The 17,110-nt window shown below is 72.2% G+C and carries 16 protein-coding genes and 2 pseudogenes; 4 read left to right on the plus strand and 14 right to left on the minus strand.

Features of this window, described 5'->3' with window-relative positions; genetic code table 11:
- Positions 1–409 precede the first annotated feature (409 nt).
- The 12 genes and pseudogenes from FBZ33_RS33595 to FBZ33_RS32285 all read right to left on the minus strand — a co-directional run.
- Positions 410–1,501 (minus strand): annotated as a pseudogene (locus tag FBZ33_RS33595) (LysM peptidoglycan-binding domain-containing protein); the annotation flags it as partial.
- Positions 1,502–1,515: 14 nt separating this feature from the next.
- Positions 1,516–1,887, minus strand: coding sequence for a hypothetical protein (locus FBZ33_RS32235; RefSeq protein WP_370453118.1), 372 nt, complete (start codon positions 1,885–1,887; stop codon positions 1,516–1,518).
- Between the two features lie 95 nt (positions 1,888–1,982).
- A complete protein-coding gene (locus FBZ33_RS32240) occupies positions 1,983–2,507 on the minus strand; it encodes a TadE/TadG family type IV pilus assembly protein (RefSeq protein ID WP_141912202.1) in 525 nt (174 codons plus the stop codon).
- A complete protein-coding gene (locus tag FBZ33_RS32245) occupies positions 2,504–2,953 on the minus strand; it encodes a TadE/TadG family type IV pilus assembly protein (RefSeq protein ID WP_141912204.1) in 450 nt (149 codons plus the stop codon). Before FBZ33_RS32245 ends, FBZ33_RS32240 begins: the two co-directional genes overlap by 4 nt.
- Positions 2,954–2,958: 5 nt before the next feature.
- Positions 2,959–3,162: a hypothetical protein gene (locus FBZ33_RS32250; protein WP_088950980.1), complete on the minus strand. Its 204-nt coding sequence runs from the start codon at positions 3,160–3,162 to the stop codon at positions 2,959–2,961.
- A gap of 24 nt (positions 3,163–3,186) precedes the next feature.
- Positions 3,187–4,059, minus strand: a complete 873-nt coding sequence (locus FBZ33_RS32255; RefSeq protein ID WP_141912207.1) for a type II secretion system F family protein — start codon at positions 4,057–4,059, stop codon at positions 3,187–3,189.
- A 55-nt stretch (positions 4,060–4,114) separates the two neighbouring features.
- A pseudogene (locus FBZ33_RS32260) lies at positions 4,115–5,058 on the minus strand (type II secretion system F family protein).
- Positions 5,019–6,560, minus strand: a complete 1,542-nt coding sequence (locus tag FBZ33_RS32265) for a CpaF family protein (protein WP_141912212.1) — start codon at positions 6,558–6,560, stop codon at positions 5,019–5,021. The pseudogene FBZ33_RS32260 and the gene FBZ33_RS32265 overlap by 40 nt, the downstream one beginning before the upstream one ends.
- Positions 6,550–7,350: a ParA family protein gene (locus tag FBZ33_RS32270; protein ID WP_141912215.1), complete on the minus strand. Its 801-nt coding sequence runs from the start codon at positions 7,348–7,350 to the stop codon at positions 6,550–6,552. Before FBZ33_RS32270 ends, FBZ33_RS32265 begins: the two co-directional genes overlap by 11 nt.
- A gap of 2 nt (positions 7,351–7,352) precedes the next feature.
- Positions 7,353–8,012: an SAF domain-containing protein gene (locus tag FBZ33_RS32275; protein ID WP_141912218.1), complete on the minus strand. Its 660-nt coding sequence runs from the start codon at positions 8,010–8,012 to the stop codon at positions 7,353–7,355.
- 40 nt (positions 8,013–8,052) lie between these two features.
- The gene (locus FBZ33_RS32280; RefSeq protein WP_141912220.1) at positions 8,053–9,015 is read right to left on the minus strand and encodes a hypothetical protein; all 963 of its coding nucleotides are present in this window, start codon (positions 9,013–9,015) and stop codon (positions 8,053–8,055) included.
- Positions 9,009–9,575, minus strand: coding sequence for a hypothetical protein (locus FBZ33_RS32285; protein WP_141912222.1), 567 nt, complete (start codon positions 9,573–9,575; stop codon positions 9,009–9,011). Before FBZ33_RS32285 ends, FBZ33_RS32280 begins: the two co-directional genes overlap by 7 nt.
- A 767-nt stretch (positions 9,576–10,342) precedes the next feature.
- On the opposite strand from FBZ33_RS32285, the gene FBZ33_RS32290 reads away from it, so the two are divergent.
- Positions 10,343–11,050 (plus strand): prepilin peptidase, encoded by a 708-nt coding sequence (locus FBZ33_RS32290; RefSeq protein ID WP_370453062.1) that lies wholly within the window; start codon positions 10,343–10,345, stop codon positions 11,048–11,050.
- 5 nt (positions 11,051–11,055) lie between these two features.
- Here the strand turns inward: FBZ33_RS32290 and FBZ33_RS32295 are convergent, their stop codons facing one another.
- A complete protein-coding gene (locus FBZ33_RS32295; protein ID WP_141912223.1) occupies positions 11,056–11,685 on the minus strand; it encodes a phosphatase PAP2 family protein in 630 nt (209 codons plus the stop codon).
- A 218-nt stretch (positions 11,686–11,903) separates the two neighbouring features.
- On the opposite strand from FBZ33_RS32295, the gene FBZ33_RS32300 reads away from it, so the two are divergent.
- Positions 11,904–14,255 carry a glycoside hydrolase family 65 protein gene (locus FBZ33_RS32300; RefSeq protein ID WP_255509195.1) on the plus strand — a complete coding sequence of 784 codons (2,352 nt, stop codon included), beginning with the start codon at positions 11,904–11,906 and terminating at the stop codon, positions 14,253–14,255.
- Between the two features lie 63 nt (positions 14,256–14,318).
- Here FBZ33_RS32300 and FBZ33_RS32305 read toward each other — a convergent pair whose 3' ends face one another.
- Positions 14,319–14,783, minus strand: a complete 465-nt coding sequence (locus FBZ33_RS32305; RefSeq protein ID WP_099856892.1) for a hypothetical protein — start codon at positions 14,781–14,783, stop codon at positions 14,319–14,321.
- A 244-nt stretch (positions 14,784–15,027) separates the two neighbouring features.
- Here FBZ33_RS32305 and FBZ33_RS32310 point away from each other — a divergent pair, with 244 nt between their 5' ends.
- Complete coding sequence (locus FBZ33_RS32310) at positions 15,028–16,191, plus strand: low temperature requirement protein A (protein WP_141912229.1); 1,164 nt, start codon at positions 15,028–15,030, stop codon at positions 16,189–16,191.
- A 10-nt stretch (positions 16,192–16,201) separates the two neighbouring features.
- Entirely contained in the window at positions 16,202–17,098 is an 897-nt protein-coding gene (locus tag FBZ33_RS32315) for a helix-turn-helix domain-containing GNAT family N-acetyltransferase (RefSeq protein ID WP_141912232.1), read from the plus strand.
- Positions 17,099–17,110: the final 12 nt, after the last annotated feature.

Genomic DNA, 17,110 nt, shown 5'->3' on the forward strand with positions numbered 1-17,110 from the left:
CTGTCGCACCGCCGGAGAGAGCCATCCCGCCACCGGGGAACGCCGTGCTACCGGGAGGAGCCATCCCACTGCCAGCGGGCCACACCCCGCCGTCGCGAGGTGTCGTCCCATCGCCGGTAGGTGTCATCCCGCCGCCGGTGGACGTCATCCCACCTCCGCGCGGTGTCATCCCGTCGCGTGGTGCGAAGACGTCGCCGCTGGGTGCCGTGCCGTTGGTCCGTGTTGCCGGGGCTTCGATGGCCGCGGCCGCTCGGCTGGCGGCCCATGCGGCACCGCTTCCGACCGCTCCACCGCCAGTCCGCCGGTCCGCGCTGGTGGTCCGGTCTGCGCCGCTGGTCCGGTCTGCGCCGCTGGCACGGCCCGCACTGCTGGCCCGGCCCGCTCCGCTGGTTCGGCCCGCGTCACCGATGCTTCGGGCCGCGCCTCCACGGGGCTTGCGGGAGGACGCGGCCAACCGGGGAGCCGCCCCGGCGGTCGCCGGGCGTCGGCGCAGGCCCAGCACCGCACCGATCTGTGCTCCGACGATGCTCGCCACGGCCAGGACGGCGGAGACCGCCAGCGGTCGATTCACCCGGTCGGCCGTGGCTGCTCGGGCTGCGCCGACGGTCATGGCGGGTGGCTGGCCTGCTGACTGCGTACCGCTGGGGGGTGCCGGGTCCACCCGCTCCGGTGCGGCACGTTCGGGCGCCGGCCGGGGCGCGGGCGGTTTGGGCGCCGCCGGCCGGCCGGCCAGGCGGCCGCTGGCGTGCTGCCGGGCCCCCTGGTCGGCGGCCTCGGTGGGGAGTCGGAGCAGTTGGCCGGGGTGGATCCGGTCGGGGTCGTCGAGCTTGTTCAGCTTGGCTAGCTGTCGGTAGTCGCCGAACTCGTCCAGGTAACGCTCGGCCACCTCACCGAGGTAGTCGCCGCGCGCCACCCGGTACATCGGCGCGGCCTCGTTGTTCGCCGCAGAGCCGCCGAATGCGGCCCGCTCTGTCCCGGCAAACCCGAGTGGCCCGCTGCGGGCCAGCGGAGCCGCCGTGTCGGGTGTCGCAGCCGCGCGGGCCGGAGCGGCCAGGGCACTGGCGCCCGGTGCGCCGGTGTACGCCGGCGCGCCGTAGATCGCGGCGGCGCTGGCGGCGGCCGGGCTGGCGACGAGGATCAGCGCGACCGAGCCGACCAGCGCGGCGGCGGCCTTCTGCTGGCGGCCCATCCCGGGCAACTTCGGCGCCGGTCGGCGCAGGCTCTGTGCCCCCAACTCGACGAGGACGGAGAAGGCGAACGTGGCCCAGCCGAACCAGCCGGCCACAGCCAGGGCGCGCAGGAAGAGTTGGCCGTCGTCCCGGCTGGTCAGCGCGGTGCCCACCTCGCTGATCGTGGGGAGGTGATCGGGCAGCGGGTTTCCGGCGAAGGCCAGCAGCGCGATCGGAGCGCCGACCAGCAGAGCGCACAGCACGGCCAGGGCGCCGATGCCGGTGAGGATCCGTCCGGTCCGTCGTACGACGGACCCACCCGATACGGGCATGGCTGTCTTCCTTCCTACGGTGTTGCGGTGATGGCTCGCGCGGTCGCCTCGCCGGTGACGGTGACGGTCTTCTCGGGAACGAACAGCCCGAGCATCGTGCGGTGATAGGTGATCGGGACGGTCACCCGGATCAGGGTCTCCCCGCCGACCACGGGGAAGCTCACGGTGTGGCCGGAGACGCCAGCGGCAGCCAGGTACCTGTCGACCGCCACGCGGGCCTCGGACTCCTTGATCCGCTTCGGTCCGCCCTCGATGGCGACGGCCCGGTCGATGGCCTGACCGCCGGTCCGGGCCGCCTCGGCAGCCAGGTTCTCGGCGCGTTGCAGGGTGCGTAGCTGCCCGGCGCCGTCGTAGGTGAGGCCGATGATGGCCAGTACGCCGATCATCGTCACCGCGAGGAAGATGCTCACCCGGCCGTGCTCACCGTGCGAGTCTGCCCGGGCCCGTTGCCCTGACCCGCCCAGAGTCCTGTCGGCGTTCATCAGACGCCACCCGCACTCGTGTCCGGCGCGGAATCCACGCCCACCGCCCCGGGCCCGAGAGCCCTGCCGCGGTAACGGTCCAGCGGCGAGGTGAATTTCGACTTGATCTGCTTCCCGGATGTCATGCCGGGCAGGATGTCGAGCGAGATGTCCTTGAAGGACACCTCGCAGATGATCTCGACCGTCACCGTGGCGTTCTCACCGACCGCGCTGCTGAAGGCGACGTCGAAGGTGGTGCGCTCGCCGGCCACCGTGCCGCTGAACGTGGGTGCCAGCTCGTTGGTGCAGGCCAGGCCGTACCAGTCCAGCTGCTGCCGGGCGGCTTCGAGCGCGGCGGTCTCGGCGGTGCTCGAGCTTCGCGAGATCGAGGCGGCGCGGGCGGCGTCGTGCGCGGCGGCGTCGATGGCCTCCGCAGCCAGCGCGGTGCGCCCGACCACGCCGGCCAGCACCATCAGCGCGATGAAGGCGGGCGCGAGCACCGCCACCTCGATGGAGACCGAGCCACGCTCGGCGGTGCGGTTCATGGTGTGGTCACCCTCTCCACCGTCCCGTGGGCGGTCTGCTGCACGGCGAAGTCCACGCCCGGCACCACCGACAGGGATCGGCCACGCACCGTGCAGGTCACCTCGGTGTCGTCGTTGAGGACGACGCAGTTCGGGCCGGTCTTGTCCCAACCCACCAGCCAGCCGCCGGCGGCCTTCAGGAAGCGGGTGGCGCTGTCCACCCCGGCGCCGTCCCTGGCCTGGTACGTCCGCTGGGCGTTGACGCCGCTCTGGGCGGCGTTCAACGCTGTGGAGCGGGCGAGGAAGACGGCCGCGATCTGGATCGAGGCGAAGAGCAGCACCAGGATCAGCGGCATCATCACGGCCAACTCCACCGGGTTGGCACCTCGCTCCCGGTCGCCGGCCGCGAGGTGGCGCCGGACGGCGCTGATCGCCCGGTGCCACCTCGGGAACGCGGCTCGGCGCATGCCGGTTACTGCGGGTTCTTGTTGTTCGGGATGGCGTTCATCCAGTTGTTGGCCTTGGCCAGGGCCAGGCCGGTGACGACCGTCGCAATGAAGACCAGACCGAAAATGATCACGGCGGTGGGGACCGGGCTGTCACCGCGCTCACCGTCGCGGCGCAGCTCGGCAAGGCGCGTCGTCAGCGCGACGTGCAGATAGCTGAGGATGGACATGGCGTTCTCCTTCAGGGGATGGGGTCAGACGCGGGCGATGAACGGATAGACGACGAAGCCGAGCAGCACGAAGACGAGCAGTGCGCCCGGAATGTCGAGTTTGCTGGTCACTCCCTCGGCGCGAGCGAGGTTGTCGGTGCGGATCTGGTCGCGTAGCGAGTCGGCCCGGCTGCGCAGGGTCTCGTGCACCTGGGCGCCCTCGCTGCCGGAGGAGCGCATGATCGCGCCGACGTCCCCCAGCTCCGGAATGCCGATCTTGTCGGCGAGGTCGCGCAGCTCGTCCCAGGGCGCATGCATCTGCATCTGGGCGATCCGCAGCGACTCCTGGAGTCGATCGAAGACCCAGCCGTCACAGACCGCCGCCGCGCGCTCCAGCGACTGCACCGGGCCGTGTGCGGCGGAGAGCTGCAACGCCACCAGATCGAGGTAGGTGCAGACCGCCTGGCGGAACTCGTCCCGGGCGGTGTCGGCCTTGGTCACCACGGCGCGGTGCGCCAGCAACGCACCCAGCAGCGCCAGGCCGAGACTGCCGAGCACCGGTATGACGAACGGGAACGAGACGTCGAGCACCAGCAGCGCCACCCCTAGCAGGGTCGGCGTGGCCAGCCCGATCAGCGCGGAGAGCAGCACCGACAGGGCGTACTGCTCGGGGGTCTGCCCGATCAGGGCGAGCTGCCGATGCGGCGGACGCAGCCAACGGGACAACCCGGTCAGCGAGTCCAGCCGGCGGGAGGCGGGAGTGGCGACCAGACCGCTGCCCGGCGGCTGGTGCAGTCGACGCAGCGCCGGCCCCAGCGCCGGGGTCGCCGGCACCAGCTCCCGGACCACCAGGAACACGCCCAGCCCGACCCCGGCACCACCACACACCGCGATGGCCAACTGCCAGTTCACGGTCACGGGACCCGCCCTTCGTTCGCGACTGCGGGGCTCCGCTGCGCTGCACTCCTCGCGCTCACGCAATCACCTCGCTCGGGTCGGGCGCCGGGAGGAACCGGGCCGGCCGCTGCGGCTGACTCATCGACCGCACCCAGGCCAGCAGGGCGATGAAGGCGGCACCGAGGACCGCCATCACCACCTGGCCGACCGGAGTGCCGTACGGCTTGATGTACTCGGTGTTGATCAGCCCGTACGCGAGGGTCGCCAGGGTCATTCCGGTGAGGAAGCGGACCGCGAACCGGGGCTGGGTGCGCTTGGCCTCGATCTCCCGGCGGGTGGCGACCTCGGCGGACGCCGCGCCGGCGATCGAACCGAGCACGTCACCCAGTCGTTCACCCCGGTCGGAGAGGTGCAGGATCAGCGCCGCGACCACCTGGTCGCAGACCGGGTCGGCGATCTCGTCGGCGAACGCCAGCAGCGCCGTGCGGGCCACCCAGCCGGCCTGCAGACGGGCGGCGAGCAGTCGCACCTCGTCCTCGACGCCGGGTGGCACGCTGCCGATCGTGCCGATGATCGACTGCTGGAGGCCCTGCCCGGTGTTGGACACGTCCTTGAGGCGTCGGGTCCACTCGCCGACCGCCTCGATCCGTGCGATCGCCCGCTGTTCGGCCTTACCCACCCCGAACAGCCACGGGGTGCCGGGCACCGCCACGGCCACCAGCAGACCCACCACCGGCAGCCCGGTCAGCAGGAACGCCAACGCGCCCGCGACCAGCGCGGCGATCAGCAGCGCCTGGTAGGACCGCTGCTCGGAGGGCGTGCTGCCGGGCCCACGCCACAGTCGATCGAGACCCGAACCGGCACCGGGGCGGGACCCGGGAGGCCGTCGGGTGCCGACCAGGGCCACCACGGCCAGCAGCAGTCCGGCCACACAGGCGGCCCCGGAGACCACCGCGATCAACTCCAGGCTCAGCATCAGGTCACCGCCGGGCCAGTCGGGTCTGCCGGGGTCGCCGCCAGGCGCCGGCGCCGGCCTCGATCCACCGGGTCAGCAGACGTACGTCGTAACCCACCCGCAGCAACTGGTCGCGCACCCGCTCCGGCAGGTGCCGGGGGACCGCACGACCGTCCGGCCCAGGCCCGAAGACCGTGGTGGTGGTGATCCGGCCGCCCTCGCCGGCGCCGATCACCTCCTCCACGTGGGAGACGAACCGGTGTTTACGCCCGCCGATCGCGGTCTCGTCCTCGACGGTGACGTAGACGATCAGGTCGAGGGCGTTGCCGGCCATCCGGCGGGCCTGGTCGACGGTCATCTCGCGGCCGTGCGCCAACGCCAGCTCGACGATCCGTTCACCCACACCCGCCGCGGTGCGGGCGTGGATGGTGCACATCGAGCCCCGGCTGGTGGTCATCGCCTGGAGCATCGGCACGATCTCCCGGGACCGCACCTCACCCACGATGATCCGCAGTACGCCCATCCGCAGCGACAACGGGATCAGGTCGGCGATGGTCACCTCACCGGCCGGGCGGCCGTCGAAGCCGCGCTCCCCATGGCCCTCCCGGGCCTCGAAGCTCATCACCGCCCGGTGCCGTTCCCGACGGCGGGCCGGCAACAGCTCCCGGCTCTCCTCCAGCAGCACGTACGGCTCGTCCTGCGGGATCTCGTTCATCAACGCCCGGATGATCGTGGTCTTCCCGGCGCCGGCCAACCCGGCGACCATGATGTTCAGCCCGGCGCGCATCGCCGCGCGGAGGAAGTCGCGCAGGAGCGGGTCGATCATCTCGTCCAGATCGCCCCGGGCACCGGCCACGTCGTCGAGGCTCACGTCCAGGGTGTTGTGCTTGCGGATCACCGCGTACGGGCGGTGGCTGACCAGGAACACGGCGGCCAGCCGGCTGCCGTCGGGCAGTTGCAGGTCGAGGGTGGGCTTCACTGTGGACAGGGACCGCTCGGTCGCGCCCGCCCGGCGGGCCGCCGCCTGGAGGATCTCCACCAGCTCGTCGTCGCTGTCGGCGATCGGCTCGGCCCAGTCCACCCCGCCGCCGTGCCGGGTGATGCGCACCTGGTCGCAGCCGAGGATGTGCACCTCCTCGATGGTCTCGTCGACCAGCAGGGTCTGCAGCCGGCCGAGCCCGACCAACTCGGCGGTCACCTGGTCGAGCAGCAGGCGTTCCTCACCGGCGGCCATCGGCGTGCCGGCCCGGCGCACGGAGTCGGCGTACGCGGCGACCACCCCGACGGCGAGCCGCGCCCGTTCGGTGTCCTCCTCGTCGACGGTGAACTCCCGGCCGCGCTGCCACAGGGTGAGCCGTTCGGTGAGTTCCCGGCGCAACTCCCGGACCACCTGGAAGTCCATTCGGGGCCGGGGTGCCGCCTCCGGCTGCGCCGTCACCGTGGGCGGTGCCTGCGGCATCGGCCCGGCCTGCTGGTGTCGTCCGTTCGACGGGGCCAGCGGCGGCACGGTGGAGGTGACGCCCGGCGGCTGCTGACGCGGGTCGGTGGAGACCGGCTCAAACCGCATCCGGCACCCCCTGCTGCACGGGCCACGCCAGCCGGGCCCGCCGCCGTTCCAGCAGCGCGCCGATCGGCACCTCCAGCGCGGCCGCCGCGCGCATCAGCGGCCGTCCGGCGCGGACAGTGCCGCCCAGTGCGAGCACCCTGGCGGTACGCGGGTCGTGCGGCAGCCGTGCGATCACCGGCAGTTTCAGGGCGCGGCTGATCTCGGTGCGCCCGTGCCCGTCGCCGACCAGCAGCAGCCGCAGGGTGCCTGGTGGCACCCGGTGCTCGGCGAAGTCCCGTTCGATGGCGGTGACCACCGCCCGGGTGCCGGAGAGGTCCGGCAGCTGCGCCCCGGTCACCAGCAGCACCACCGACGCGGCCCGCAGCACCGGCCACGGTGGCCCGGTGACGTGCAGCCGGCCGCAGTCGACCAGGACGTCGTAGCCGGGGGTGCCACGGTCCAGCGCGTCGAAGTAGTCGGCGAAGCGCTGCCAGAGCGGGGTGACGCTGCCACCCTGGGCCGGGTCGACGAGCCCGGGCAGCAGCAGCCGTTCCCGACGGGGCGCGTCCAGGTCGACGAGCTGGGACCAGAACGCGGTTTCCAGGTTGCCGTCGCGCAGCTCCCCGACGGCGAGCTCCCCGATGCCGCGCGGGCCGTCCAGCTGACCGCCGAGGTAGCCGGCCAGGATGGAGCCGCCGGCCGGGTCGCATTCGGCGAGCACCAGCCGCCGGTGCCAGGCCAGCGCGCAGGCCAGCGCCGAGGTCGTGACGCCGGGCGAACCCTTCGCGGACACCAGCGCGATGATCGCCATGCTCAGGCCGCTTCGGTCAGCACGACGGCGAGCCGTTCCTGTGCGGCGAGCGCCACCACCGCGGGGACATCGCGGGTGGGCAGCGCCAGGTACAGGACCTTGTCGTCGTTCGCCGGGCTGACCATGTCGATCACGGTGGCCGTGAACCGGGTGCTCGCTGCGGCCGCGTCCCCGGTGGCGTTGCTGTCCGGCGTGCTGACCAGCAGGACCTTGTCACCGGGGTGCAGTTCGCGGGCCGGCACCTGGGCGGTCTTCAGACCGAGCGCGATCTGCTGTTGGCCGGGGCCGAGCAGCGGGTCGTCGGTGACCTGCCCCAGCGTGAGCAGGGTTCCCGGGACCAGCGCCACCGCGGCCCGTTTGCCGATCATCTCGTCGAGCCGGCCGGCCGGCACCGGGCGCAACCCCTGACCGCCGGCGACCTGCACGCTGACCAGGTCAGCGGCGCTGATCTCGCGGCCCACCTCCACCGGCCGGGCCACCGCGAGGTAGCTACCGGTGGCCCGGACCGAGGTGACCGCGAACGCCGCGCCCAAGCCACCCAGGGCGATCAGGAGTACGGCGAGACCGAGCAACCCCGGGCGGACCCGGCGCTGCCGGACCACAGTCGGTGGGGTGACCGGCGCGTCGACCGACCCGGTTCCGTTGCGCGTCGCGAGGCTCACTGCGTCATCTCCGTTCGCGGGGCTCGCACACTGGGCTCACTCACCGGGTCACCACCTGAAGCTCGTTGATCTGGATCTGCACGACGCCGCTGCGGCGGGTCACCAGGATTTCTCCGGTCTGGCCACCGCCGCGCCAGGTCACCTTCCAGTGCGTGGTGGCGCTGATCCGGTACTTGCCGGCCTTCTGGTAGCCGTTGTCGTAGCCGCAGGTCGGGGAGGTGCCGCCCGCACGCTCGCCGTCGCGCTTGTATTCGGTGCCCGCGCTGTAGCAGGTGACCGTCTCCTTGTTGCCCATGTCCCACACGGTCCGGTCGACCTTCGCCGTGATCTCGACGGTCACGTCCCGGTCGGTCGCCTTGGCGGTCAACGGGCCGAAGTAGTTCTCGCCCGGGTCCGCCCACATCCAGACCGGCAGACCGACCAGGCCGGGGCCGATGCCCTTGCGAGGTGCGACCTTCAGCGGTGCCGGCAGCAGCTTGATCGACGCCAGGGCGCGACGGGCGAGTTCCTCCGGGTTGGGCGGCGCGCCGTAACCGGGTGGCGGCTCGGCCCGCAGAACCATGTTCCGATTGCCCACGTCGGCGCCGCCGTTGCAGGTCTGCACGTACCACTGCTGACCCTCGGGTGCCTCGTTCTGCGGCGAGGCCAGCTTGTAGTAGCAGCCGTCGCCGCTGTTGAACCAGCCCTTGAACTCGTCGTAGCAGGGGATGGTCCGCCCCTCCCACCGGCAGACGCCGCCGCCACCACCGCCGCCGCCGTCGTCCCCACCGTCGTCCCCGCCGCCGCCCGGGTCACCCGGGTTGCCGGGTTCGTCGTCCCACACGCTGCAGTCGGGCTGGTCCGGTGGGCAGCCGGCCCCCGGGTCGGCGCGGCCAGCGGCGGCGGCCGGTGGGGTCGCGCCGGCCACCAGCAGGAGCGCGAGGCCGATCCCGGCGAGCGCGCGCCAGGTGGCGCCAGCCCGACGCGTACGGGCCGGAGCGCCTCGTTCCTGCCACGTCAGCACGGCTGATCCCGGTGCGTCGCGCCGTAGTTGATCAGCCAGCGGCCGTCGGGATACCGGGTCGCGGTGGCGGTGGAGAGGTGCTTGCCGCCCCCGCTGCCCGGGACCACTCGCTTGTCCTTCGCGTAGACCAGTCGGTAGCCGGTCGTGTCCAGGCAGTCCTGGATCTCCACGGTCGCCGGCTTCGCGTCGAGGCTGACCGCGGTCACGGTCGGGTCGGACTTCACCGTCCCGGTACGCATAGCGCCGTGCTCCTTAGCATCGCGAATGGACAATTGGACCCGACTGAGAAGTGGGTCGGCGAGATACCGGGCGAGTTCCGGCGCGCGTGGGTCACTGCGCCCACTCGCCGTTCGTGAGGCCGCGAGATAACCGGAGTACGCGTCGAGGGCCGCCTTTTCGGCAGCTCTCCGTTCTGCGTCGGGATCGGCCCGTTGTCCGTCTTCACGGGCTGCCGCCGGTCGTCCGACCGACTCCTGTCCGCTGGCGCAGGCGGTGACCGGCACCGCCGATACGACCGCCAGCAGGCAGATTGCCGCTCGTCTGAGCTGCCGTCCGCGCACCGTCGAGCCTCCTCGTGGTCGCCCCGCGCGGTGTCGGTCCACCGCCGCCGGGCATGCGGAAGCGCGCCCGGATCAGCACATCCGGAGCCGTTCATTGCGCTTCTGCATTCACCGTTACGGATCTTCTACAAATGCAAGGTCCTGTGTCTTCCGGTTGTCGAGGTGAGGCTTGCGTCACACCCAAGGGGCGAGCATAGGCTGACGTTCGCCGATGCAACAGAGGTAATTCAAGTGAACACTCTCAGTGATGACAGGTGGTGGTGGCGGGTGTTCGCACTGCGCCCGAGGCAGTGGCCGAGCAAGGGTTCGTCGAAGATCGGGCGTTATCGGGACGGGTGGCGTCCGGTACGTCCCGTCGCCGGTCCCGGGAGTAGGACATCGCGCCCTCATCCCGGCATCCCAGCGGAGTTGCCGACCCGTCCGAGGGTCACCTCGTCCGACGGGATGCCCACTCGGAGGCCGGTCGAGAGCGCCGTCCGACGGCCGCGCGGCAAGGTCGCTTTCTGCGCCATTCGCTACACCACAGCGATCGTTCCATCACGATGCGTGTTCACCTTCGCGGGGGACCACCCGGGCGTCACGGACGCGGCATGGCGCTGACCGGCCCCCCGGCAGCCGTCCCGGGGCGCGAAAACCTACCCGATCGGAGCCCGGCCTCCCCACCGACCGGCGACACGACGAACCCCGCTGACCGGGAAGCGCCCCCTCCGGATCGTCGACCAGACGCGGAGCGCGTTCCTGCTGCGGCCCGCGCCCGACTCGCGACAGTGCTCGCGATCCTCGCCATCGGTCCACTGATGCGGATGGCCGCGCTGCGCTACGCCGTACCCCCGGGCATGCCCAGCCGCACCGGCTGCGACGCGTGCGGCGCGCCGCTCGGCCTGACCCGGCCCTGGCCGGCGCTCGGCCCGGCGGCCCGGTGCGGTCGCTGCCGGGCGCGGGTCGGGCCGCCACCGGGCACTGTCGAGCTGGCCCTGCTCGCCGCTGTGGTGCTGCTGGCCCTGGTCGGTCCCTCGGGCGGGGCGCTCCCGGCGCTGGCCTGGTGGCTCGGCTGGACGATCCCGGCGGTCTTCGTCGACCTGGCCGTGCACCGGCTGCCGGACCGGCTCACCCTGCCGGCGGCTGCCGGGACCTGGCTCCTGCTCGGCGTCGCCGCGCTCGACGCCGAGCCGGGGCACTGGCTGAGAGCCGTCATCGGCGGAGCGGGACTGGCGCTGTTCTTCGCCAGCACCACGTTGCTGCTCGGCCGTCGCGGCTTCGGGCTGGGCGACGCCAAGCTGGCGCTCAGTGTGGGAGCACTGCTCGGCTGGTACGGCTGGCCGGTGCTGCTCCTCGGGCTGCTGCTCGCCTTCGGGCTGTCCGCCCTGGTGAGCCTGGCTCTGCTCGCCACGCGGCGTGCCCGCTGGAGCACGCACCTGCCGTTCGGCCCGTTCCTGCTCCTTGGCACGGTAGGTGCCCTCGCACTGGCACTCTGACCGGGTCAGGGGCGGGAGCGGCTCGCCAGTTTGGGGACCGGGCTGTCGGCGCGGTCGGCTCGGCGGCGCAGCACCTCGGCGGTGGGTCGGGCCAGCAGCGGGGTTGCCACAACGGCGACCAGGGCGCCGAACAGCACGCCCGCGACCACGTCGTGCGGGTAGTGCACTCCCACGAAGACCCGGGAGAAGGCGCCGAGCGCGGCCAGCGGCAGCGCGATCAGACCGAGCCGGCGGGAGAGCAGCAGCGTGGTGACCGCCAGCGCGCCGGCGACGGTGGCGTGGTTGCTGGGAAACGACCAGTCACCAGGGGGTGGGCAGGCACCCGCGATGATCGCCCGCCCGGTCGTCCGGCAGGGGCGGTCCTCGTCCACCACGGTCTTGAAGAATTCGCTGCCCACGTACGCCAGGAGGGCCGGCACCGGCGCGATCAGCGCGAGTGCCCGGTCGTGCGGGCCGCCGCCGCGGCGGCTCAGCGCGGCCATCAGCAGCAGCACGCCGAGCAGCAGGATCACCCCCTCGGTGGCGTGTCCGACGAACCATTGCACCGGTTCTGGGCTGCGGGCGGCGGCGTCGACGACGTCGTCGTACCACTCAGCGCTGATCTCCGGAACGTCCATGCTGCCGTTGTGGACCATGCATCACCTCACTTCACGTTCATACCTCGTTCACCTTGGGGACACCCTAGGAACACGGCAGAGGGCATGGCAGCCGTCGAAGGTCAGGTCGGGTTCACGACCTTCGTCCAGGATTCGTTCAGCCGGCTCTGCTTGGCTGGTCAAGGACGTCGGCATCCACAGGAGGCTTTGTGCACACCAGTTCGGCCACCGACCAACCGCCGCCCGCTGCCGGGACGGTGGACGACCTGACCTGGCAGATTCGGCGTACGGAGGCCGATCTGGACCGGCTCGGCGAGACCGAATCGATCTTCGCGTTGGGTAACGGGTGGGTCGGTTGGCGTGGTGTGCTCGACGAGGGCGCACCCTGCGGGATGCCGGGCAGTTACGTCAACGGTCTGCACGAGCGGCGGGAGCTGACCTACCCCGAGGAGGGGTACGCGTTTCCGCAGGCCAGCGACACCGTCATCAGTGCGCCGAACGCCGCGCTGATCCGGCTCTGGGTCGGCGACGAGCCGCTGGACATCCGGACCGGGACGCTGCGCCGCCACGAACGGGTGCTCGACCTGCGCAACGGTGTGCTGCGCCGGGAAACCGAGTGGATCTCCCCGGCGGGGCGGGCGGTGCGCATCCGCAGCACCCGGCTGGTGTCCCTGCCGCGCCGCCCGGTGGCCGCCGTCCGGTACGAGGTCGAACCACTGGGCGCCCCCGTCGAGCTGCGGGTCTGCTCGGACCTGCTGGCCAACGAGACGGTGCCGGAGCGTTCCGACGACCCTCGGGCCGCCTCGGTGCCCACCGACCCGCTGACCGCCGAGTCGTACAGCGCGACCGGCCTCGACGGGATGCTGGTGCACCGCACCGAGCGCAGCGGTCAGCGCGTCGCTGTTGCCGTCAGTCACCTGCTGGACGGGCCGGACACCGTCACCACCACCGGTGACTGCACCCCGGACCGGATCCGGCTGACCGTGACGGGTCGCCTGCACCCGGGGGAGCGCCTGCGGCTGACGAAGTTCGCCGCGTACGAGTGGGCATCGGTCGACGGGAAACCGGCCGACGAGTTGGCGGCCCTGGTCGTCGCCGAGGCGGACGCGGCCCGCGCGGACGGCTTCGATGCCCTGCTCACCGACCAGCGCGCCGCTCTGGACGCGGCCTGGCAGGTCGCCGACGTGCAGCTCGACGGCGACCAGGATCTCCAGCAGGCGGTCCGCTTCGGGATGTTCCACCTGATCCAGGCCGGCCGCCCGGACTCGGAACGGACCATCTCGGCGAAGGGGTTGACCGGCAACGGCTACGACGGGCACGTCCTCTGGGACACCGAGAGCTACGTCCTGCCGGTGCTCACCTACCTGGCCCCGGCGGTGGCCCGCTCGGCGCTGACCTGGCGGCACGCCCACCTGCCGGAGGCTCGGGAACGGGCCCGCGAGCTGCGGCTGACCGGCGCAACCTTCCCGTGGCGCACCATCGGCGGCCGGGAATCATCCGGCTACTGGCCGGCGGGCACCGCGGCGCTGCACGTCAACGCCGACATCGCTGACGCGGTGCTGCGCTACCTGGCGGCCACCGACGACCAGCGGTTCCTCGCCGAGGCGGGGCTGGAGTTGCTGGTGGAGACCGCCCGGCTCTGGCACGGCTTCGGGCACTGGTCGGACGACGGTGACTTCCACCTGCATGGCGTGACCGGCCCGGACGAGTACGCCGCCCTGGTCAACGACAACGTCTTCACCAACCTGATGGCCAAGCGCAACCTGCTGGGAGCGGCGGACGCCGCCGTGCGTCACCCCGACGTGGCGGGTCGGCTCGGCGTGGACCACGACGAGGTGACCGGCTGGCGGGCCGCCGCCGACGCCATGTTCATCCCGTACGACCACGAGCGCGGGGTTCACCAGCAGGCCGCCGGCTTCACCCAGCAGCCCGAGTGGGACTTCGCGAACACGAGCGAGGACGACTACCCGCTGCTGCTGCACTTCCCGTACCTGGAGTTGTACCGCAAGCAGGTGGTCAAGCAGGCCGATCTGGTGCTCGCCATGCAGCTCTGCCCCGGTGAGTTCACCGCCGCCGAGAAGGCCCGCAACCTGGCCTACTACGAGGCCCGCACGGTCCGCGACTCGTCGCTGTCGGCCGCCCCGCAGGCGGTGCTGGCCGCCGAGGTCGGGCACCTGGATCTGGCGTACGACCTGTTCGCCGAGTCGGTCCTCCAGGACCTGGCGGATCTCGGGGACAAGACCGCCGACGGGCTGCACCTGGCCTCGCTGGCCGGTGCGTGGCTGGCACTCGTGCAGGGTTTCGGCGGGCTGCGCGACGACCGGGCGGTGCTCTCCTTCGACCCCCGGTTGCCGCGTCGGATCGACCGGTTGGCCTTCAGCCTGCGTTGGCGCGGCCACCGGCTGCGGGTCACGCTGACTCCCAGCGAGGCCCGCTACGAACTGCCCGACGCCGCCGCCGACACCGAGGTCGAGCTGTGGCACCACGGTGAGTCGGTGCGGGTCACCGGGGCGGAGCCGGTCACCCGGCCGATGCCCCCTGTGCCCGACCCGGGGCCGGAGCCGTCCTCCCCGCCCGGCCGCCGTCCCACCCGTCGCTCGGCCGGCTGAGCCGCCTCGACCGACTCCCGCATCAGCTCGGGACCGGCGGCCCGGGTCGGGCCGGCGGCCCGGTCAGGTCGGCGGGAGGCCGCCGGCCATCCGTTCGCGGACGGCCTCCAACTCCTCGAAGGCGTACGCCCAGTTGTGGCACTTGAAGCTGCGCAGGCCGTCGATCGCTGTGTGGCAGTCGGCGCAGCGCACGCCGGCGATGGCGTCCGGGATCTCGGTGTTGACGTACTTGCGCTCGCCGAGGATGACGGTGGCGATCATGGCCTTGTCGTGCAGGCCGGAGAGCGCCGACGACACGATGTCGTACCAGGTGACCCGTCGGCCGCACTTCGGGCAGTCCGGTTCGTCGCCACTGACCCAGAGCGGGGCGCCGATGCTGCGCGCCGGCATGCCGAGCAGCTTCTCCAGCCGCCGGACGTCCGACTCCGGGGTGGTCCAGCGGTGTCGGCCGGGCAGTGATGCGGGTGAGTCGTACACGGCGCGGAACAGGTCGTGATCGACCTGCACGGTCTCCCGCTGAGCGGTCATCGGCGTCCCTCCTCGTTGAGTCGGTGCCCCCACCGTGGTCAGCGACGACCATGGGCGCTGCCGGATCAACGACACGAGGGGTCAGCGGGTCGTCGCCAGGGTGCTGAACATCGAGATCGGCCGGCGAGCCGGAGACCGTGGATTCCCACGGTCGGCGTCCGCCGCTGACCCGTTTCCGCCTCCGGTGGCCACCTCGGGTGGTACGACGGACGCGGGGCGTGCGTGCCACCGGGGAGGAGCGCCGATGGCGAGCAGGCCCGAACGGCTGCTGCGGGGCAGTGACTCCCCGCTGAGCGCCTCGTTCCTGGAGCTCTTCTTCGACCTGGCGTTCGTGCTCGCCCTCAGTCAACTGGCAGGGCACCTGCTGCACGACCTCACCCTGGCCGGCGCACTGCGTACCGCGGTGTTGTTGGCCGGGGTGTGGTGGATCTGGGTGACCACCACCTGGTTCGCCGACTGGTACGACCCGGAGAGCCCGTTGGTCCGGTGGCTGCTGGTCGTCGCCGCGCTGGGCAGCCTGTTGGCCGGGGTGGCGATCCCGCAGGCGTTGGACGGGCGCGGCCTGCTCTTCGCCGGCGCGTACGTCGCTGTCCACATCGCTCGGGGCACGGTGACCGCGTTCGCGCTGCGCGGTCACCCCCGCCAGAAGAGGGCGTTGCGGATCCTCTGCTGGTTCGGTGTCTCCGCCGTACCGTGGCTTGTCGGTGGGTTCCTGCCGGAGTGGCGGGTGCCGCTCTGGGTGCTCGCCCTCGCCCTCGACTTCACCGGCCCACGAATCGGCTGGCCCACCCCACGGCTAGGACGGACGAGCGGGCAGGAGTTGCGCCTCGCAGGCGAGCACTTCGCCGAGCGGTACCAGCAGATCATGATCATTGCGCTGGGCGAACTCGTCCTGGTCGCCGGTCTCTCGTACGCCGGCACCCACCTCGACCTCCCGCAGACCGCCGCCTTCCTGCTGGTCTTCGCCACCGCCGTGCTGACCGGTCTGCTCTACGTGACGCCCGCCGGCCAGCGGCTGGCGCCGGCCATCGATGACGCCGACCCGTCCCGGCTCGGCGTCATCACCGGATACCTGCACCTCGTGATGATCGCCGGGCTGGTGGTCACCGCCGTCGGGGCTGAGTTGAGCATCGCCCACCCCACCAGGGCAGCCGACATGACCGCGGCCGTCGTCATCCTCGGCGGTCCGATGCTGTTCCTCGTCGGGCGGATCCTCTTCTCGCTGTCGATCCACCGACGGCTCTCCTGGCCGCGGGTGGTGGCCCTGCTCGTGCTGGCTGTCGGCGCGGCCGTCCTGCGACTGCCGCTGCTGGCGGTCACCGCGGTCGCCACCGGGGTGGTGCTCACTGTGGTCGTCCTGGACCACGCCGGCATCCTCTCCTACCATCGCAGCCGAAATCCTGACTAAAGTCAGGCTTATGGACTCCGCGCTCATCGCCGCCGTACGGCGGTTCAACCGGACGGTCACCCAACGGGTGGGTGCGCTCGACGACGAGTACATGGCTCAGGGGCGACCCCTCGGGCAGGCCCGCCTGCTCTGGGAGATCGGCCCCGCCGGCGCCGAGGTCGCCGCGCTGCGCGCCCGGCTGGGCCTGGACTCCGGATACCTCAGCCGGCTCCTGCGCGTCCTGGAGAACGACGGCCTGATCACCGTGGGACCGGCGGACCAGGCCGGCGGCGACGGCCGGGTCCGCACCGCCGCGCTCACCGACGCCGGCCGTACGGCATGGGCCGACCTCGACGAGCGGTCGGACGACCTCGCCGCCTCGATCCTCGAACCACTCAGCGAGCACCGGCGCGAACGACTCGTCGCCGCCATGGCCGAGGTCGAACGCCTCCTCGTCGGGTCGATGGTCGTCATCGAGCCGTGCCCGCCGAGCGACCCGCGGGCCCGCGCCTGCCTGCGCGCGTACGCCCGGGACATCGCCAGTCGATTCGACGACGGGTTCGACCCGGCGCTGAGCAACCCCGTCCACGACGAGGCACTCGTCCCGCCCGCCGGCGTGCTCCTGCTCGCCACCCTCAACACCGAACCGATCGGCTGTGGCGCGGTCAAACTCCACCCCGACGCGCCCGCCGAGATCAAGCGCGTGTGGGTGGCCGACACCGTACGCGGGCTCGGCGTCGGGCGGCGGCTGCTGGGCGAGCTGGAACGGTACGCCGCCGAGCGTGGCGCGACGGCCGTCCGGCTGGACACCAACCGCAACCTCACCGAGGCGATCGCCCTGTACCGGGCGGCTGGTTACCGGGAGATCGAGGCGTACAACGCCGAGCGCTACGCCCAACACTGGTTCGAAAAACAGCTGCGACGGTGACGGCGTGGGTCC

Origin of the sequence: Micromonospora sp. A202, from assembly GCF_006715105.1 — a bacterium.
Classification (GTDB): Bacteria; Actinomycetota; Actinomycetes; order Mycobacteriales; family Micromonosporaceae; genus Micromonospora; species Micromonospora zamorensis.